At 55.6% G+C, this 19,566-nt stretch carries 11 protein-coding genes and 1 pseudogene; all 12 read right to left on the bottom strand.

The features are described 5' to 3' along the window. Positions 1 to 29: 29 nt before the first annotated feature. Positions 30 to 2,681 carry a glycoside hydrolase gene (locus tag ACYVHB_RS22380; RefSeq protein ID WP_461054027.1) on the bottom strand — a complete coding sequence of 884 codons (2,652 nt, stop codon included), beginning with the start codon at positions 2,679 to 2,681 and terminating at the stop codon, positions 30 to 32. A gap of 24 nt (positions 2,682 to 2,705) precedes the next feature. Then, positions 2,706 to 3,626, bottom strand: a complete 921-nt coding sequence (locus ACYVHB_RS22375; protein WP_461054026.1) for an SIS domain-containing protein — start codon at positions 3,624 to 3,626, stop codon at positions 2,706 to 2,708. Positions 3,627 to 3,647: 21 nt separating this feature from the next. Next, positions 3,648 to 4,574, bottom strand: a complete 927-nt coding sequence (locus ACYVHB_RS22370; RefSeq protein WP_461054025.1) for a DMT family transporter — start codon at positions 4,572 to 4,574, stop codon at positions 3,648 to 3,650. Then, complete coding sequence (locus ACYVHB_RS22365) at positions 4,571 to 5,497, bottom strand: ROK family protein (RefSeq protein WP_461054024.1); 927 nt, start codon at positions 5,495 to 5,497, stop codon at positions 4,571 to 4,573. Before ACYVHB_RS22365 ends, ACYVHB_RS22370 begins: the two co-directional genes overlap by 4 nt. Before the next feature lie 7 nt (positions 5,498 to 5,504). Continuing rightward, complete coding sequence (locus tag ACYVHB_RS22360) at positions 5,505 to 8,162, bottom strand: glycosyl hydrolase-related protein (RefSeq protein WP_461054023.1); 2,658 nt, start codon at positions 8,160 to 8,162, stop codon at positions 5,505 to 5,507. Next, the gene (locus ACYVHB_RS22355) at positions 8,159 to 8,572 is read right to left on the bottom strand and encodes a sugar 3,4-ketoisomerase (RefSeq protein ID WP_461054022.1); all 414 of its coding nucleotides are present in this window, start codon (positions 8,570 to 8,572) and stop codon (positions 8,159 to 8,161) included. Before ACYVHB_RS22355 ends, ACYVHB_RS22360 begins: the two co-directional genes overlap by 4 nt. Before the next feature lie 179 nt (positions 8,573 to 8,751). After that, positions 8,752 to 9,000 (bottom strand): PKD domain-containing protein, encoded by a 249-nt coding sequence (locus ACYVHB_RS22350; RefSeq protein ID WP_461054082.1) that lies wholly within the window; start codon positions 8,998 to 9,000, stop codon positions 8,752 to 8,754. A 114-nt stretch (positions 9,001 to 9,114) separates the two neighbouring features. Further along, positions 9,115 to 9,423: pseudogene (locus tag ACYVHB_RS22345) on the bottom strand (PKD domain-containing protein); the annotation flags it as partial. 175 nt (positions 9,424 to 9,598) lie between these two features. After that, positions 9,599 to 11,299 carry a RagB/SusD family nutrient uptake outer membrane protein gene (locus ACYVHB_RS22340; RefSeq protein ID WP_461054021.1) on the bottom strand — a complete coding sequence of 567 codons (1,701 nt, stop codon included), beginning with the start codon at positions 11,297 to 11,299 and terminating at the stop codon, positions 9,599 to 9,601. 89 nt (positions 11,300 to 11,388) lie between these two features. After that, positions 11,389 to 14,235, bottom strand: coding sequence for a SusC/RagA family TonB-linked outer membrane protein (locus ACYVHB_RS22335; RefSeq protein ID WP_461054020.1), 2,847 nt, complete (start codon positions 14,233 to 14,235; stop codon positions 11,389 to 11,391). Positions 14,236 to 14,254: 19 nt separating this feature from the next. Next, entirely contained in the window at positions 14,255 to 15,994 is a 1,740-nt protein-coding gene (locus tag ACYVHB_RS22330; RefSeq protein ID WP_461054019.1) for a RagB/SusD family nutrient uptake outer membrane protein, read from the bottom strand. Between the two features lie 6 nt (positions 15,995 to 16,000). Next, positions 16,001 to 19,519, bottom strand: coding sequence for a SusC/RagA family TonB-linked outer membrane protein (locus tag ACYVHB_RS22325; RefSeq protein ID WP_461054018.1), 3,519 nt, complete (start codon positions 19,517 to 19,519; stop codon positions 16,001 to 16,003). Between the last annotated feature and the right edge of the window lie 47 nt (positions 19,520 to 19,566).

Below are 19,566 nucleotides of genomic sequence, written 5' to 3'. Positions count from 1 at the left end.
CGCGTCAGCAACTTTATCCCGAATTCACGTTAAAACTGAAGGCGGTAGGTGTTGAGTTGATGCGGGGCGAAGTTGAGCTTTAATTGTCCATGAGCAGGATTAAGTAGCCGCTCGTTGGTTTCCAGATGCGTGGTTTGCCAACTTTTACGGATTGGTATGGCCCCGCGAACCGTTGGCGATACCTTCGCACCCTTTACATTCCAGAATCGGGTTATTACGCCTTTATTAATACCCTCCTCACTGGGTTTCAAACTCCACAGCAGTACCGCACCGGCGGACCGCGCATCGGCCGGTACGCCGGTGCGGGACCGGCCCGAATTGCTTATGATTAAAAAGGAGTAGCTGGTTGCTGGATAGCCATCCGCTGAACCAGTGACGGCTCCCGTTACGAGTGAATTCTGGTGTTCGAGCGAGAAGCGCATAGCCGCCAGCGCATCGAAAGGCCCCTGGTGCGTTGTCAGCGCGAAGTGATACCGGAACGCCGTTGCACCGTTCTGATTTAGAATCCCCAGTTTTGGCCCGTCGACCTGCCCACCCGCCAGCGCACTCAACTGGGGCGACTGCTCCCAGAGCGAATCGGGGGTGCTTTGGCCGAGTTTAAAAAAACTACAATCCTGATTGGACAGCGTTACACCGTAGTTCGGCTCGCTGAGGTCGGCGAAATGATTGAAGGTCAGCCAGTCGTAGCGGGCATTCTGATCCGCATAATGCCCGCCCCGCGTTTCTGTTTTAGCCGTCAGAATGGCCCCCAGCTCTTCGTGGTGCGTGGTTGGCTTGTCCAAATTCAGAGAGAAAGCCCACGTTTTAACATCCCCGAAGTTGGCCTGAATACTGTCTTCAATCTCGATTCGGGGATTACTGCGGAACAGCGTCACCCGAACCGTGTGCGCAATCGGGTCGCTGGAGGTCGCCCTAAGCGTAACCGACACCGGTCCCTCGTTTTCAATCACAACCGGACTACCCGCATCCTTATTGGTTGAGCCCAAATCGTTGAACAAACGACCGTCGAGCGGCTGAATCACTTGTCGATTCCTGGACCGGAGGTCAATCAATTCGCTGATTACGCCCGACTTGCGGAGCCGAAGCCGGTAGTAGGCGTTTTGAATGAAATCACCAGTAACCTCTGCTGCCCATGATTTTTGGGTAGCTGCTCCCGGTCTGATCTCAAAAACTTTGTAGCCCACCGACGGAATATCTTCGGCCCAGATTCGCAGGTATTGCTTACCGCCTTTACGGATTAACTGACTGGCTACTTCAGCATTGGTTTGGAGATCAATGACTCTCACCGGGCTTGCGCCGGGAAATGGAAAATCAGCCACGTCACTGCGAATCCAGCTCAGCGGGTTGAACACGTAGAACCGGGCAGCAGCCGCACCAGACAGATTCGTGGCTCTAATAGTTTTACCCAATGCGACTCTCGCCCGGTCATAAAGCGTATCGACGTAAGCCGTAATAGCGTTTTTTTGCCTGATTTGCCAGTCGGCGCGGTCCTGCCGCGAAACCGGCCCGTCGGCGGTCCAATCGTGCTCCCAATACAGCCCATACGCATCCCAGGCCGAGTTGCGGGCTGCTCGGTTCACTGGTGCGATCAGATCATTGGCAAACATGCTGTCTTTGAGCGCGACGAGGGTAGCAAGCGCTTCGGCCGAACGGAGTTTTTCGGTCGCTCGCCGAACCTGCGCCGTGGTTTCGTTCATCGAAACGGGATACAAATCCCACTCGTTGCCATACGAAACGGATTGAGCCGGAATGGTCTTATAGGTCTTTTCAATGTCCCGAAAGAAATCTTCCTCATTCGACACGCGAACCCGGCGCGTTGAGGTCGTCGTCTGCCGGGCAGCGGCAATGAAAGCGGGCGAATTATACGTTTCCAGATCATCCCAGCCGTAGCCAAAGGCCCCAGCCACATTGTACGGATAGGCCGATTTGGGCGCAATGGTGTCGCAAAGGGCGGTCAGGTCGCCGACGGTCTTGGTCAGGCTGGCGGCTGCATCGGTCACCTTGTGCTCTTGCCGGGTTTCGCCGTAACCGCCCAAACCCGTATTTTCACCGGGGATATTGTACCATTTCATGAGTACGCTGCGGTTGTCGAAGCCCATGTAGCGGTACAACTGGTGTTTTCGGACCTTTAGTTTAGTGTCGATTTTACTCGCACAGGCGCACACGCCCCGCCAGCTGTATTTCGCTCCCGAACCCGCCCAGAGCGAACTCAGACCGAAGGGCATGGTCTGATTTTCCATGCAAACCGCCATCGAAAAACGCAGGTCATACTGTCGTTCGAGCTGACCGGCGTGGTACATGCCCCGCAGAACGGCTTCGGTAGGCTGTCCGCCGTACGTGCTCACGACCGAATTTAACGGGCTGCTGATATGGCCCGATTTGATGTATCCCACCAGCCGCTCAAACTGGGCGGGACTGCGAAATTTCTGGTACGTTTTCAGCCAGTAACTGCCGTCACAATTCCAGCGGGCCTGATAGTCGTCGGGGTTATTTTTGGTGGAGTCGATTTGCGCCATGTAATAATCCAGCATGCGCACAAAAGCCGTATCGTACTGCGCTTCGTTGCCCGTCCACATATAATCGGTATGGTCGTCGTTAGCGAGGTAAATGCGCTTAACGGGTTGCGCCTGAAGCGAAAAAACGAAACCCAGCAAACTGATGTATAGAGTTAGTGATTTCATGCCGTGCTGCTTCTTCGTCCTCTCTCAAATTACTTCTGTCACCTTCCCGCCGACCACGAACGTTTCGCCGATATTCAACTTCTGAGCCAGGTAATACGCCATGAAATTGAACGGAATGATGTTGGGTAAAATGGAAAAGTTCTCCGCCACATCCGGCTCCCCGACAGTGAACACGTGCGCACCTGCCCTACCAATCATGTCCGACAACCGGCGGGTCCGTTCGTAGGCTTCGCCTTTGGCCAAAATCTGAATAACGATGCTGTGGTTAGCGGTTTCTTTGGGGCCGTGGTCGTACTGCGCCATTGGCAGGCCGTGGAAATTCAGCTTGGTGCTTTCGCTCAAAATCAGGGCTGCTTCATGAGCCGTAGCGATGTTGGGACCGCTGCCCGTCACGTACATACCGTGAATGGGATACTGATTCCGCACGGCCAAAATCTGGTCGGCAAGTTGTTCGCCCTGTTCGCGATACTGGTCAAACTTGTCGGCAATCAGCGCCACCTGGGCTTGGGGCGACAGACCGAAGCCTTTGAACAGAGTCACCAGCGTATTGACGTACGTTTTGGAGGAGGAGTAGTGCTCCTCACCCGCCAGAATCGGCATGACCAGACTTACATTCGATGCCGTGCAGAGTTCGCTGTTGGTGTCGTTGGAAATGGCCACGTACTGATCGAAAAGGTCCCGGCACCACAGCGCTTCGCTACTCCGGCCCGATTGCGACAGGATGACGGCCAGCGGTGCTTTTTTTCCGTTGGCCAAATAGTAAAAACATTCCGATGCCAGTTCGGGATAGATCGGCACGCCCATGTACTTAAACGCCAGCGGAGCAAAATACGACGATCCCATGCCCAGGTACGGCACGTGCAAGGGCAGTGGTTCAAGGGGCCTGTTGAGCGCGTCGGCTGCCCGTTCGGGTATCTCTAAAATTTCCGCAAAGACTGGGTCCATGTGGTTCGTTAGTTTACTGATTTACACGGGCTTGGGAATGGGCTCCGGCTCCGCCTTCTCCGTTTCGTACGATAACGTCAGCGCACCAATGATGGCCAGCAAAATGCCCAGCGATTCGATGAACGAGAGGTTTTCGGACAGAAAAATAATGGCCAGCACGATGGTAAAAACGGGTTGCAACGCCCCCGCAATGGTGGTAACTTTTGAAGCTTTTCCTTCGGCGCTGTAGGCCGCAAAACTGGCCAGTACGCCCAGGCCGTTGAGCATCCCGGCCAACGAACCGAACACCAGCGTTTTGGTCGACATGGCGAAATCAGCCCAGCCAAACACGACGAAAACAAGGGCAACAAAAACCGATGAAACGATAAAACTGACGTACGACCATTCGGCCGAAATTGAATTGGTCGTTTCTTTTTGGGCGGCACTAAAAACACCCCAGAAAAACAAGGCCACGAACGAGTACAGCAACCACGAATTTAATCCAATGCTCCGAAAGAAAGCCGCCGGATTATCGAACAACAAGGACTCGCCCGATAGCATCACAACGGCCGGAATTGCCAGCAGAATACCAATTCCGTTAATCCAGTTCAGCTTTTCTTTGAAGACCAGCAACGCAATGGCAATGGTCACGAGCGGATATAAATTCGTCACCGGAATGACGATGGCGGCCAGCCCACCCGTACTAAACGCCTGATACACGGCCACATTACCCGTTACGGCAAGCACCCCCGCGACGAGTCCCCAGAGAATGCCTTTGCGGTTGGGTTTTACAGTGCTAACTCTTTTGACGACCAACGGCAGCGTCAGCAGCATACCTATGCTAAACAGCACGTGGTTCGTAAACGGCGAAACCTGATCCGAAATGAGTTTGGCCACCACGCCCCAAGTGCCCCAGAAGAAGGCAGCCGCTATCGAGTACAGAATCCAGGGTTCAAGTTTATTTCTCATGTAGTCTGTTTAAAAAGAGCGGCACTACCTAAAATACCCGCCTGCTCTTCCAAAGTTGAAATAGCGATGGTGGTTTTGTAGGTTTTGTATGGATTCAGCAACCGGGGGTTGTGCAATTTGTCGGTGTCGGCCTTCAAGCCTTTAGCAATCCCACCGCCCAACACAATAATGTCCGGGGCGTACAGGTTGACGTAATTGTCGATGCCGGTTTTCAAATACCCGATGTACTCGGCCACAATCGCCTGGGCATCGGGATTTCCGGTACGTCGTTCGTTGAAAATGGTTTCGGCGGTCAAGGGCAGGTTTGGGTAGTTCTGTGTCCACCCAACCCGCGTTGCGATCTGACAAATGCCAGCCGACGAAACGAGCGATTCCAGACAGCCGGTTTTACCGCAGTAACACACGGTATCGTTGCTTGTAATGGTCATGTGGCCGCCCATGTGGGCAAACGGCAGCGGTCCGTCGAGTGTGCCGTTGATGGTGAACCCAAGGCCAAGCCCGGTGCCCAGCGTAAGCACCAGTACCCGGCCCAAACCCCTCCCCTGCCCGTAAATCGCTTCGCCCAACGCCACCACCCGCGCATCGTTATCGAGCCGACAGGGTAAGTTATGTTGTTGCTGAATGTTATCGGCCAGCGGATAATCCTCCATGAATTCGAGAAAGCCGTAGGTCGAATCTACCGTTCCGTTAGCAAACACAAACCCTGGCACGCCGATGCCCACCCCCGCCAAAATCGCCTGCCGGGTAGCAACTTCGGCTTTAAACTGGGTGATGGCATGTCCAATCAGTTGCAGAAAACGCGCTCCGTCTTTGGTTTCGGTTGGCGTAATGAGCATGACCTCTACCCGACCGGTATCGAGACAGACCAACCCAATTTTGGTTCGGGTGCCACCAATGTCGATGCCGATTGCGAGGGTTTTCAAATCCAGATCAGTTAGCCAGTTGGAGCCGGTACGTATTCAGTTGATGGGGAGCAAACGTAAGGCGTAATTGCTTACCCGCTGGTGTCAGGACTCGTTCGTTGGTCTCGATATGCGTCGTTTGCCAGGCCCGCTGAATGGGTTTGGCAATGGTCAGCCCGGGAGTGACCGACTTACCATTCATGTTCCAGAAACGGGCAATTGCGCCTTGCCGGATGCCCTCTTCACTTGGTTTCAGGCTCCACAGCAGCACATTTGGATCGGTAGTACCCAGCAACGAAAACGTTGGACTGGGATACGTGCCCCGCAAACCGGTTACCATCCCCGTCACGAGTGGATTCTGGTGTTCGAGCGAAAACTTCATGGCCGCTACCGGATCAAAGTCAGTTTGGTGGGTTGTCAGCGCGAAATTATAGAGGAAGTTGGTTTGCCCGTTCTGGCCGAAAATACCCAGTACGCCTTTGTCCTCCACCTTCGTATCGACCTGTCCACCCGCCAGCGCACTGAGTTGCGATGACCTTTCCCACAGCGAATCGACGGTGCTCCTGCCCAGCTTAAAAAAGCTGCAATCCACATTCGACAGCGTGATGCCGTACCGGTGCGCCGGAGCGACGGCCCGGCCGTAGTTCGACTCGCTCAGGTCAGCGAAGTGGTTAAAGGTTTGCCAGTCCAGCCGGGCGTTTTGACTGGCATAATGACCACCACGCGTTTCTTTCTTAGCCGTCAGAATAGCACCCAATTCCTCGTGGCGAGTGGTGGAATTGGTCAGATTAAATGAAAACGCCCAGGTTTTTACGTCTTTGAAATTGGCCTGAATGCTGTCTTCAATCTCGATGCGCTGGCTGTTGGCAAACAGCGTTACCCGAACCGTGTGCGGCACCGGAACCGGCGAAACGGCCTTCAGCGTCACCGATACCGGCCCGGCGTTTTCCACCACGACCGGCTGACCTTCGTTGACGTTCGACACGCCCAAATCATTGACGTACTTTCCGTCGATTACCTTCACCAATTGCCGCCCGGCCCGCTTATCCTGAATCTCTGTGATGGCCCCCGACGGGCTGAGCCGTAGGCGATAATGGACGTTGCTGATGTATTCGCCGGAGACGGTCGCGGCTATCGGCAAGCTGACCGACGTACCCGGCCTGATCTCAAAGACCTTATAACCAACCGAAGGAATGTTCTCGGTATAGATGCGCAGTAACCGACGATTTTCTTTTTTAATCAACTGACTAACAACGTCTTTATCCGTAGTCAGGTCGACAACACGCACGGGATACGGACCCGTGTATGCCAGATCGGCCACATCGTTGCGAGTCCAGCTTAGCGGATTGAATACGTAGAATCGGGCGGCAGCCGCGCTGGATTGGTCCGCTTTCAATAGCCCACCAAGGGCGTTGGCGGACAGCACAAACAGCGAGTCGACGTACCCGGTTATTTGTGCCTGAATCTTGTTTTGCCAGGTTGCCCGCACCGGCTGTTTCACCGGCCCATCGGCGGTCCAGTTGTGTTCCCAATACATTCCGAACGATTCCCAGGCCAGATCCCGCGCTGGACGCAGCCGATTGGCGAAGGCGGGTGATTTCAGCGCCACGAGGGCGGCCATCGCTTCGGCTGCACGTAGTTTTTCGGTCGACCGGCGCACCCGCGCGGTGGTTTCGTTCATCGACGCGCAGTACAAATCCCACTCATTTCCGTAGCTCACCGACTCCGACGGCAAGTTGGGGTAACTGCGGGCCACATCTTGGAAGAAGTCTTCTTCGTTCGAGACCCGCACCATTCGGGTGGGCGTCGTTTCGAGCCGGGCGGCTTCGATAAACGGCTGGGACGTGAAATTATCCAGGTCATCGTGGCCGTAGCCGAAGGCACCCGCCACGTTATACGGGTACGCGGACTGGGGCGAAATGGTGTCGCACAGTGTGTCCAACTGGTTCACGATTTTGCGCATTTCGGCCAGCTTATCGGTTGATTTGATTACCAGACGACACTCCGCGTAGCCGCCAAACGGAGTGTGCGCCTTAGGGCTTCCGTCGTAGGCATACCATTTCATGAGAACACCCGACGAATCTAAGCCCGTGTAGCGGTACAACGGGTGACGACGATTCGCCCGGTATTCGTAGGTCATCTGGCTGCCGTACCCGCCAATGCCTTTCCAACTGTATTTGGCCCCCGACCCGGCCCAGAGCGACGCCAAACCCAGCGGTATGGTGTTGTTTTCCATCGCTTCGGCCAGCCTGAACCGGAGTTTGTGCGCCCGCTCCAATTGCCCGGCGTAGTACATACCCCGGATCACAGCCTCAGTGGGTTGGGCACCGTAGCAACTGACCAGAGTGTTCAGGGGGCTGCCAATGTGGCCGGATTTAATAGCCGCGATAAGCCGGTTGAACTGGGCTGGTGAGCGGTATTTTTGGTATGCCCGAAGCCAGTAGCTGCCATCGGTGTTGAAGCGAGCCTGAAAATTGGTCGGGGCCGCTTTGGTGGAATCGATCTGCCGGAGGTGGTAGTCGAGCATCTGAACAAAGGCCATGTCGTACCGCGCTTCATTGGCCGTCCACATGTAATCGGTATGGTCGTCGTTAGCGAGGTACAACCGTTTGACCGCGGTCCGGCGATCCGGCTGGCCGGTTGCGGCAGTGAGGCCCAGAAAGAGCAGCGGGATGAGGTAGTTCACAAAGGGGCAAGACAAAGAGGCTCAACGCTTACTGTTCCGCGCTCAGGCGTATACCGCTCGTAGATATAATCCTGCTCATCGTATTTTTCATTCGACACCACCAATACGATAGCCTTGTTCAGGAGATTCTCCAGAACATGCCAGTCATCGGGTTCAAGAATCAGGCATTGGTTGGGCCTATTGAGTGAATAGCAACCGGTTTGCCCGCCTGTTTCGACCCGTATATCAACCCTACCCTGAATGCAGATTAACGCTTGCCAGGCCCTTTTGTGGCGGTGTCCGCCCCGGCTGTTTCCATCCGCGTTGGTGATGTAGAAGATTCGTTTCAACGCCCCTGGAATCAGGTTTTCAAAAACCGTTAAGTCGCCCCGTTCGCACGAGTGCTGTGTTAGTTTGCACAGGTGGGCCATACTGTGGAGTGTAAAAAAGAAAGTGCTTCCCTATACGAGTAGGGAAGCGTTTACCGATTTAACCTATGATGAAAGCTATTCATAAATGCAAAATGAATAATGCACAATGGGGCCGGGTATAGCCCTGATACTCAATCTTTCTTCTTCGGCATTATACAGTATTCATTCTGCATCATTTATTACAATACAGTGACCGTTGACGTTTTTTTGACCGCATCGGCGCTGCCCGTAATACCGGTGGCGGTCAGCGTGACAGTGTATTTACCGGCCGAAGCATAGGTGTAGGTGGGAGCCGCATCGGTAACGGCCGCCGAGCCGTCGCCAAAGTCCCAGGCGTAACTAACGGCGTTCAGCGAGGTGTTGGTGAACGCGATCTTCCGGGGCGTAGTGGCGTCTGCCTTGGTGGTGAAGGTTACGGTGGGAAACAAGATGGACGGGTCGAGCGTAATAATGGTGGTTCTGAGCAGCGGATTTACGGTCGCCTGCGCACTGGCAATGCTCACGCCAACGGCTAACTTTTGCGCCGGATTAGCCCGCAGATAGTCTAAGTCGATGCGCAGCTCGAACGGAGCCGCCGTTTTGCCGTTGGCTATGGTGACGGTGCCCGGCAACACGAATTTGTCGGTCGGAAGAGCGATTGTCCCAACCAACGCCTGAGCCGTAATGAGTTTACTGATCGTGTCGGCATTCGCAGCAACCGTGACGGGCAAATCGCCGTCCGCCGATACGCCCCCCCGAAACACGCTGAGGGGGATAACGAATTTTTTCTCCGTCTGGTTAATGGTGAACCGATACGTTCCGACGGTTGGAATGCTGGCGATGGCAAACACGCCATTTTTGGCCGTGGGCATGTACAGCACCTGCTGCGGATAGTCAGCTTCGGCGAGTTCTTCGTAGCCGCAGGAACCCAGCAACAGGCAAAACCCGGTGCCGATCAGCGCAAGTTTGGTGGTAGTGATAAAGGAGGCCATGCGGTATACGGTTGTGGAATTAAGAGAATGAAGGCGGGACAGGCACTCGCGTAGTTTACCAGCCCGGATTCTGAATCAGCCCTTTTGAGGCATTCAGCTCGCCCTGCGGAATGGGATACAGGTACATCTTAGGTTCAAAAACGCGGGTTTCGACCACAGTCGGCTTGTAAGCAAACGTCCCGTCCGCATTTCGGGTAATGTCGACACCCATCAGCGGGGCGCCTAAGTACTGCGGCCCCTGTAGCCACCGGCGCACGTCCCAGCCCCGGTGATCTTCAAACGCCAGTTCCACCCGGCGTTCGTTCCGGATCCGTTCGCGCATCTCGGCCTGCGACAGGCCTGCGGGCAGCACCGGCATGGCCACGCCCGTTCGGGTCCGTACACGGTCGACGTACGTTTTGATGTCGGCAGCGCCGGGCGTGGCTTCGTTGAGGGCTTCGGCGTAGTTCAGGTAGATCTCGGCCAGCCGGAACAGGTTCCACGATTTCACGCTGGTGCCGTTGGTGAGCAGGTTTATACTTTCGTTGACGTATTTTTTCAGATAATAACCCGTCTTGGTCGCGTTGGTAATACCCCGACCATCGCGTCCGCCCGGAAAGCTCTCCACGTTGCGGCCTTTGTAGGCGGTGTTATTCAGGATGATGTTCAGCCCTAAACGGGGGTCGCGGTTGGCGTACGGGGCGGCCGCGTGGGCCGGATTGGCCCAGTCGAACTTGGCACCGCTGGTCAGTTCGTGGGCATCGACTAAGTTCTGCGACGGTGTGGTGCCGCTGTTACCGAGGTCGTAGCCGATGGGGTAGTTCGCCTTCTCGAAGTCGTTGGAAGCCGAATTCCGCCGGGAAAAAATAATCTCCGGCAGGGTATAGCTATTGGTAATGAACAGGTTTCGGTAGTTAGTACTCAGCGCATAGCCCGTGCCCGTTAGGTCAATTACGGCTTTGGCGGCATCGGCTGCTGCTTTCCAGCGGGCCTGCCGGTCGCCGGTCAGTGAAATCAGTTCGGGATTGGCGTAGCCAGTTGCCCACGCGGGGTTATTGAACAAATCGCTGGCCGCGTAGAGCAACGCCCGGCTTTTGAGGGCCAAGGCCGCGCCCCGCGTCGCCCGGCCCAAATCCGTAGCTAAGTAGGTAAGCGGCAAATTTTTAGCCGCCGAGTCACATTCGGCGGTGATATACTGAACGCATTCGGCGAGCGTATTGCGTTTGACGCCACTAAAATCGTCGTTGACCGAATAGATCTGGGAAACGATGGGTACGCCCCCGTAGCGCTTCATTAACTCGAAGTAGAAATACGCCCTCAGAAAACGAGCTTCGTATTTCCACCGCTTAATTTCGGCCAAGCGGGTTTGGTAAACGGTTTGAGCCGAGGGCGTCGGGTCGAGTTTGTACTGGTCTAAATTTACGCTGTCGGAGGAGGCCAGAAACTGGTTTGCCTTGCGAATTCCCCGGTAAAAGTTGACCCACTGATTATCGGGATTGTCAACCGCATTCCACGAGCCGTTATTCAGTCGCTGCACCGCCGACGTTTCCAGCGTATGCTCCGCTTCGTCGGTGGTTGACGCGGTCATAGCCCCGTCAATTTGCCCGTATCCCCCCGGAATGTCGGTATATATCGACGTAATCCGGTTCAGGGTATAGTCGTAGGATTTAGTGACCTGTTGCTGAGTGAGGTCGGTGACGAGTTCGCGTTCGAGGTCTTCACAACCCGTCAGCCAGACAACGACAGCCGCGCAAAATATAAATGTGATGCGTTTCATGTTGTTTATTTTTTACCCCCAACCCCCTAAAGGGGGCTTCGCTTGACCATTCTCAATCTAAGCCCCTTTAGGGGGTTGGGGGTGTTTGATTAAAGTTGAACTCGAACGCCCACGCTAACGGTGCGCAGGGGCGGGTAGCCACTCGTTACTTCGGGGTCTACATAGCCCTTGAGCCGGTCGAGTGAGAACAGGTTCGTGCCGTTGATAAATAGCCGGGCATTGGCCAACCCGACCTTGCCAACGAGTTGACCCGACAGCGAATAGCCCAGTTCGAGACTGCGCAACTTGATAAAGCTACCATCGCGCTGCCAGAACGACGAATATCGGTAGTTGTTCAGGTTGTTGGAAGCCGACAGGCGGGGATACGTTGCCGACGCGGCCGTTTCGGTGGTCCAGCGGTCCAGAGCAGTCAGCCCGGCGGTTCCGTTGTTCTGAAAAGCGTAGAACTGATTGCCGTTAAAGTACGCCGTTCGTCCGGTAACGCCCTGGAACAGAAATTCCAGATCGAACCCCCTGTATTGGAATCGGGGGTGGAGCGTGAGGGTCAGCGTGGGCACCGACGTATTCCCAATCGGGGCGTTGTCGTTCTGGTCGATTACGCCGTCGCCATTCTGGTCTTTGTACTTGACGTCGCCCGGCTGCACGGGAGCAAATAGTTGCCGGGGGCTGGCCGTGATGTCGGCCTGATCCCGGAACAGACCAACGGCCTCCAGGCCAAACGGCTGACCAATGGGGCGGCCCGTTCCGTACTGGTAGTCGAAGAGCCGGATGGCTTCGGCGTTGTAAACAATTCTGTTTTGGGCGTACCAGCCGCTTGTCTCCACCGAATACTGAAACTGGTCGGCAGGCGCATCCGTGGTTGACCGGCTGCTGTACCGGACCGTGGCTTCAAATCCCCGGTTGGTGACTTTTCCCTGGTTGAGCAGCGGCAGCGCTACGCCAATGTACTGCGGAACCGTGCGGTTGGGAGCGGCCAGGATGTCGTACCGGTTGTGGTAAAATACGTCGACGCTCAGGTCCAGCCGCTTCGCCAGCGTCAACTCCACGCCGACGTTTAGTTTTTTCTCTTTCTCCCAGCTCAGGTTCGTGCTCGCAGCTGCGCCCTCGGCTAAGCCAAACACCTGCGTATTGGCGGTGCCCAGATAATAAGCCGCCGTGTACGGATAGCGTTGCTGGAATATAAACCGCGAGGTGGTGTCGACCTGATCATTACCGGCCAGTCCATACGAACCGCGCAGCTTCAGATACGTAACGGTGCTGTTTTCCTTGAGAAATGCTTCGTTGGATACGATCCAGCCGACCGAAGCCGCCGGAAAAAACCCGTAACGGCGGCTCTTGGGAAACGCTTCCGACCCCATGTAACCGAACGAGAACTCACCGATGTATTTGCTGGCGTTTGAATACGTGACGCGTCCGCCAACGCCCACGTGCTTGTAGGGCAGGCTTCTGACGGCGGTGGTTGAGTTATCGGTGTTCGTGTAGCTGTCCTGGTTGTACAGCAGCACCGCCGAGACGCCGTGTTTGCCGAACGTTCGGTCGTAGTTCAGGAAGCCCTGGAAAACGACGTTCCGGTACTGATCCGACTCGGCTTCGTTGCCCACTAATGAGGTGTTCTGGCCGAATCGGGTGTAGATGGTTTCGCCAGCGGGGTTTCGGGTCGCGGCAAACCGCTCGTACTGCTTGGTTTTGTTGGAAAAACTTCGGAAGAAATTATTGAACGACACAGCGGCCGAAATACTCAGTCCGGGAGCCAGCATGTCCAATTGCTCGGTTAGTTTCAGCGTCGACTGGAGCGTCCGGCCATTGGACGTATAGGAACCCGTCTGAAGCAGGTTGGCGAGGGGATTTGTCAGGGCGCTGGTTCCGCCAAAACTGCCATCGGCGTTGTACACCGGAAAGGCGTTCGGGGGCAGGGAGGCCAGCGCGTTGAAGATACCCCCCGTGGTGTTGCCCGCCGGATTGGTTTTGTCCTCCACTGAGCCACCCAACGTCAGCGAAGCCGACATCCGCTTGGTCAGGTTGATGTCGATGTTCGAGCGGAAGTTGAACCGAGAATACCGGGAGTTGATGCTTTCCTCGGCCATGTCGCCCGCATTTTTGTACAGGCCATTGCTCCGAATGGCGTTCAGCAGCACGAAATACCGAACGGTGCTGTTGCCCCCCCGGAAGTTCAGATTGTAGTTTGAAATCGGGGCCGTTTTTTTCAGCACCTCGTCGTACCAGTTCACGTTTGGGTGCAGGAACGGGTCGCTGCCCGTGCGGTAGGCTTCCAGATCGGCATCGGTGTAGAGCGGTGCCCGGCCGTCGTTTTTCAGGCCTTCGTTATACAGCCGGGCGTAATCGTAGGAATTCAGGAACTGGGGCAGCCGCGAGGCCGTGTGGAAGCCCTGCTGCGTACTGAAATTGACGACTAACGGCCCATCGCTGCCCCGCTTAGTGGTCACCAACAGCACCCCGTTGGCACCCCGCAGACCGTAAATGGCCGTCGCCGACGCATCTTTCAGCAGTGAAATAGACTCAATTTCGTCGGGCGACAGTTGCTCAAACGGACTCTCGAACCCATCGACCATCACCAGCAGGTTGCGCCCCGGCCCGAACGTGCCCACACCCCGACCCACGAGCGAGGGCGAATCGTTGCCCGGCTCCCCGCCGTTCTGCCCAACCGTCAGACCCGGTATCCGCCCGAACAGCGTATTGGCCAAGTTGGTCGTGAAGTTTTTCTGGAGGTCACCGCCCCCAACGGTGGACAGCGCACCCGTCACTTTCCAGGCGGGCTGCACGCCGTAGGCAATGGGTCGGTTCAGGTACGGCTGCCGGCTTGGGGACGTAACTTTCGTCGACGAGTCCGGGGTGGCCTCCTGCCCCCAGACAGTCAGGGATAACCCAGTGCCCAGCAGCACCATCAACGATATGGTATGGTAGTTTTTGAGGTTCATAGAATGGAAAGAGAATAGGTTAGTAACCCGGATTCTGCACGAGGTAGCCTTTGTACACCTCCGTATTTTGGAAGGGGTGCAGGTACATCCTGGAATTAAACGTCCGGTTTTCGATCACGTACGGTTCGTAGCGAAACTCGGTGCTGCCCGTAATTTTGTTGATAAGCAGCCCGTACATCGCCCCCTTCATGACGCCCTCCTCTTCAGCAATTAGCCAGCGCCGAATGTCCCAAAGCCGGTGCTCTTCAAAGGCCAGTTCGATGGCCCGTTCGTTGCGCACCCGCTCCCGAAACTGCTCTTTGGTGAGCGTGGCGGGCAGTTTGGGCATCCCCGACCGCTGCCGAATCGTGTTGATGGCATCGTGGGCGGCCAGTACCGGCCCCTGGGCTTCGTTCAGAGCCTCGGCGTAGTTGAGGTAAGCCTCGGCCAGACGGAACACAATGGCATTGGGCGTGGCGGATGAGGTCGTTGAGAGCTGATCGGGAATCAGTTTTTTCATCCACGCGCCCCCTTTACAACCACCCACGTTGCGCCCGCCCTGAAACGTTTCCAGCACCGGGAAGTCCCGGTTCCAGAACGAGCCGTTATAACCAACCGTCTGGGCAAAACGGGGGTCTAATTCACTGTACTTTTTCACCAGATCAGTGCCGCCCGTCGGGCTCCAGGTTTGGGGCGTACCATCTTTCTTTTCGTACCGGCGCACGAAGTTATGGATCACCGAAACCCCGCCCCAGGAGTTGATTATATTATTGGGCTGCATGCCGACCCAGGGAAACTGAGTGCGGGCGCGGGCACTGTACACTTTTTCGGCCAGCACGATCTCCGCATTGTCGCCCTGCTCCCACACGAATTTGTAGTTCTTGTCCGCGCCTTTATCGGTCACCAGCGTGAACCCGCCCGCCGGGGCCAGATCGAGGGCGGCTTTGGCGGCATCGGCCGCAAGCTGCCAGCGGCTGTTGTCCTGACTGCCGTAGCAGATCAGTTTGTTGTCGTTACCCAGAGACAAATACGGCGTGGCCGTGTTGAACAATGGACTCGCAGCATACAACAGCGTCCGCGCTTTCAGCAGTTGCGCCACCGTTTTCGTGGCCCGGCCCCGGAAGTTAGACGGGTAGGCAGCGGGCAACAGGGCGACGGCTTCGTCGCAGTCTTTGATAATGAAGTTGACTACCTCCTCCACCGTGCTTCGCTTCACGTTGGGAGCCTCGGTGGCGTCTAATCGCTTGTCAACGATGGGAACCCCGCCGTAGCGTTTGAGCATTTCGGAATAATTCAGGGCGCGGATGAACTTGGCCTCCCCGGTTACCTGATTCTTGTAACTCTCGTCTAAGCCCGGCACCTCGTTGACTCGCTCCAGAATAATGTTGCAATACCGGATGGCCGTCCAGCGAATAAAGTACCGGTAATCCTCCTGTGCCACCAGCGTTCCGGCCGACGTGATGTTCGCCGAATTCCAGTTGTTGGTGTGAAAAAACTCCGCCAGTCCATCGGCTTCAGCCTCGTCGGTAGCTCCGGCGTTGATGGTGAAGGTGCGGGACGTTGGAATCAGCGCGGCATCGTTGTAGGTAAAAATTGAGTGAATACCAATCCGGTACGCACTCGTAACGAACGTCTCCAACTGAGTCCGCGACGAGAAGATCGTGTTTTCGTTAACATCGACCCCCGGTGCTTTATCTAAAAATTCACTCAGCTTCGTCTCGCAGGACGACACTACAACGCACAGGACACCACAAAAAATAGCTTTGAATACGGGTTTCATGGTGATTTAAAATCTAAGGTTAAGCCCGACGTTGACGGTGCGGGTGAGCGGGTACGGTTCTTCGTTGACAAGGCCCGGCGAAAGCTCGGGGTCGACGCCCGGATAGACCGAACTCCAGGTGTAGAGGTTGTTGGCGTTGACGTACAGCCGGGTCGAACTCAGCCCCAGCCTGCCCAGAAATGGCTTCGGGAGGTTGTAGCCGATCTCGACGTTCTTCAGCCGCACGTAGCTGGCATCGCGGGTGAAGTACGTAGACGACTGGTAGTTATGGGTGTAGTTCGTGTTCTCGGAGAAGCGCGGAAAGTCGATGGGCAGCCCCTTCTCGTAACGCTCGGCCGACCAGCTATTGATCAGGTAATCGACCGCCCCCCGGTTTTCAAAGAGGCCCCGGTTCTGCGTCCGGCCGTAGGCGATGGATACGTTGTCTACGCCCTGAAACAACACCGAAAAGTCAAAGCCCCTGAAATTGCCGCCCAGAGAAACGCCGAAGATTTTTTCGGGGAAGTTCGAATAGCCAATGGGTACCTGATCGTCGTCATTGATGAGGCCGTCGCCGTTGATGTCTTTGTAGCGAATATCGCCGGGCTGAATTTTGTTGGAGTTCCAGTTCGACACGGGCCTGTTGGCATCGTTCACCTCTTCCCAGGTGTTATACAAGCCGTCGGCCACTAAGCCAAAAGACTGACCGAACCGTTGTCCCGTGCGGTATTGGTAGGTAAAGGGCCGTACGGTCTCGTCTTGAAATTCTACTTTATTGCGGGCAAAGGTAAAGTTTGCTTTCACGAAAAAGTTAAACGCACCCACCCGGTCGTTGTAGGTAACGTCGCCGTCGAAACCCCGGTTGCGCATCCGTCCCAGGTTGTAAGCGGGCAGCGTGGCCCCCACCGTCACGGGAACCGTACCTAAGTTCGCCAGAATGTTGTCGCGCTTTTCGCTGAACACGTCCGCCGTGACACCAATTTTACCTTTCCAGAGCGAGAATTCGACGCCGACGTTCTGCTTGATCGCCCGTTCCCAGGTCACGTCCGGGTTGCCCAATTTGCCTTCAACAGCGCGCGTGTAGCTCGTGGCGGTGCTGCCCACCTCGCCGAAAACATAGCCGGGGACTGCTGGCGTTGGGGGAATCAATGTGTAGGCCGAAGGACGGTACAAAAAGCGGTCACTGGTGATCAGCGCAGTGAGCCGGTCGTTACCCACTTCGCCGTAGGACCCCCGAATTTTCAGGTACGTGAGCACGTTGTTTTTGGGAAAGAACGGCTCGTCCGACGCCACCCAGCCCAGCGAGTAGGCCGGGAAGAAGCCAAATCGTTTGCCTTCGGCGAAATTCTCCGTGCCATTGTAGCCGAAGGTGAATTCGGCTAAATAACGGCCTTTGTAGCCGTAGGTCGCCCGGCCCACCACGCCCTGATAGCCGTTGGGCACCAGAAACGGCAGCTCGGGGTCGAACCGTTTAGTTTGGTTGTAGTTGACTAAGCCCGTCACGTAATGATCCCCGAAAGCCCGTTTGTAATCGACGCCAAACTCGGCGTAGGTACGCCGGTTTTTACCAATTCTCTGTTCGAATCCAAAAGGTTGATCGACGTTCTGAGGAATGTAATTAATTGTATTGTCGGGCAAACGGACAGCGTTATACGTCAACAGCGGCCGCCGATTTACCAGCGTCTCGGTATTATTATTCTGGTAATTGACCAGACCATGCATGGATAAGCCCTCGGTGATAAAATCGAGCGTATAATCTAAACGAACGGAGCCTTGCAGGAAGTTTTTAAACTCCCGTTTGTAGCCTTCGCTAAAGAGGTTGGCAATTGGATTAGTGGCGGTTCCGACCCCGATCAGGTTCACAATTTTGTCGCCCACAAAACCCGGCGACGTCAGCGGATTGGCGGCACCGATCCATTCAATGATTCGGACGGTCGAGTTGTTAGACCCGCTCAGGTTTTCGGTCTGCGACGACAGGTCGATGGATGCTTTCAGCCGTTTGGTGATGTCGAAGTCGAAGTTTGACCGGAAGTTGTAGCGCTTGTATTTCCGGTTGGCATCAAAATCTTTGATCAGATCCGTGTGGTTAAATAAACCGCCCTGGCTAAAAAAACCCGCCGACACGAAGTAGCGGACCTTTTCGGTGCCCCCGTTGATACTCAGGTTGTGCTGGGTTTGCAGCGCCTGTGGTTTCAGGGTGAGGGCGTACCAGTCCGTGTTGGGGTGGAGAACGGGGTCCTGCCCGTTTTGGTAGAGGGCCAGGTCAGCGTCCGAAAACCGGGGGACGTAAGTGGCTCCGGTAATGTACGAATCGTTGCGGAGGGCCTCGTTGAGCGACTTGGCCCAGTTGTAACTGTTCATGCCTTTGCGCAGAGACGTAAAGCTCGTCACGGCTACGTTTGCCGTGTAACTGAGTTGTGGTTTGCCCACTTTGCCCCGCTTGGTCGTGATCAGCAGCACCCCGTTGGCACCCCGGATGCCATAAATAGCCGTCGCCGAGGCATCTTTCAGGATAGTCAGGTTCTCAATTTCGTTGGGGTCGATGTTGTTGTAGTTGCTCACCTCCACGCCATTAACCAGAATGAGCGGGTCGGCGGCTCCCGAAAACGTGCTCACCCCCCGGATGCGCAGCGTCGAAGCATCGTTACCCGGCTCACCACTGCCCTGCACGGCAAAAAGCCCCGGCATCCGCCCCGCCAGCGAGTTGCTGATGTTGGCCACCGGCGACTGGAGCAAATCTTTGGTGGTGATAGACGCGATGGCCCCCGTTACGGTGGCTTTCTTCTGCGTCCCGAAACCCACCACAACGACTTCGTTGAGTTCCTTCATATCGGGTTTCAGCACCACGTTCACTTGGGTCTGACTGCCAACCGTAACTTCCTGACTTTCAAAGCCAACAAAGCTAAAAACGAGCACCGCAGTCCGGTCCGGCACGGCAATGGAATAGGTTCCGCTGGCATCCGTGTTGGCTCCTTTGTTCGCGCCTTTCAGCACGATGCTGGCCCCCGGGATCGGCTCTCCCTTTTCGCTGTCGGTCACCTTCCCCTTCACCACAACATCGGCGGGCTTGCTGGCCGGACTCAGTTGAAGACCGGCCCTGGCGAGGAGAGTGGCGGGAATCGACTCGTTTACTGCGCTCTGCTCAGCGTACTGATTGACGGGCGGGGTGAGCAGCAGCGTCTCTGTAGTCTCATCTTTCGCACTTCTCCGGGGCAATATGGTGTAGCCACCCCCTTTGAGTTTTTTAAACCGCAGGTTTACCGGCGTGAGTACCCGCTCCAGAATTGCTTCCAGTTTATCGTTCTCGTTCACCGACCCGGAGAAGGTCTTGTTCTCCAGTAGTTCCTTCTGATAAACGAAGCTGACTTTGTGAATCGACTCTAACTTCTTGAGCAGGGTTGAGAGACTATTAACGCCCTCCTGCGTGTTGGCGCTGGTCGATTTCGGCGAGTTAGACCTGAACGCCAGTTGAGCGAACGATTCATGAAGCCCGCTCAACCCTAATAGCACTATTACTCCACAGAAAAAGAGGATATGTCTTTTCATAGTCAAAACGGAATCATGTACCTGGTAATGCTGTAGTTGGTAGTCAA

Source organism: Spirosoma arcticum (assembly GCF_054779955.1).
The sequence above is the reverse complement of the archived record's forward strand: the minus strand, read 5'-3'. Positions and strand labels throughout refer to the sequence as shown.

Excerpts from the sequence above, each read along its gene's own strand:
- ACYVHB_RS22325 (WP_461054018.1), bottom strand. The coding sequence starts at position 19,519 with ATGAAAAGACATATCCTCTTTTTCTGTGGAGTAATAGTGCTATTAGGG.
- ACYVHB_RS22340 (WP_461054021.1), bottom strand. The coding sequence starts at position 11,299 with ATGAAACGCATCACATTTATATTTTGCGCGGCTGTCGTTGTCTGGCTG.
- ACYVHB_RS22380 (WP_461054027.1), bottom strand. The coding sequence starts at position 2,681 with ATGAAATCACTAACTCTATACATCAGTTTGCTGGGTTTCGTTTTTTCG.
- ACYVHB_RS22330 (WP_461054019.1), bottom strand. The coding sequence starts at position 15,994 with ATGAAACCCGTATTCAAAGCTATTTTTTGTGGTGTCCTGTGCGTTGTA.
- ACYVHB_RS22370 (WP_461054025.1), bottom strand. The coding sequence starts at position 4,574 with ATGAGAAATAAACTTGAACCCTGGATTCTGTACTCGATAGCGGCTGCC.
- ACYVHB_RS22375 (WP_461054026.1), bottom strand. The coding sequence starts at position 3,626 with ATGGACCCAGTCTTTGCGGAAATTTTAGAGATACCCGAACGGGCAGCC.
- ACYVHB_RS22335 (WP_461054020.1), bottom strand. The coding sequence starts at position 14,235 with ATGAACCTCAAAAACTACCATACCATATCGTTGATGGTGCTGCTGGGC.
- ACYVHB_RS22355 (WP_461054022.1), bottom strand. The coding sequence starts at position 8,572 with ATGGCCCACCTGTGCAAACTAACACAGCACTCGTGCGAACGGGGCGAC.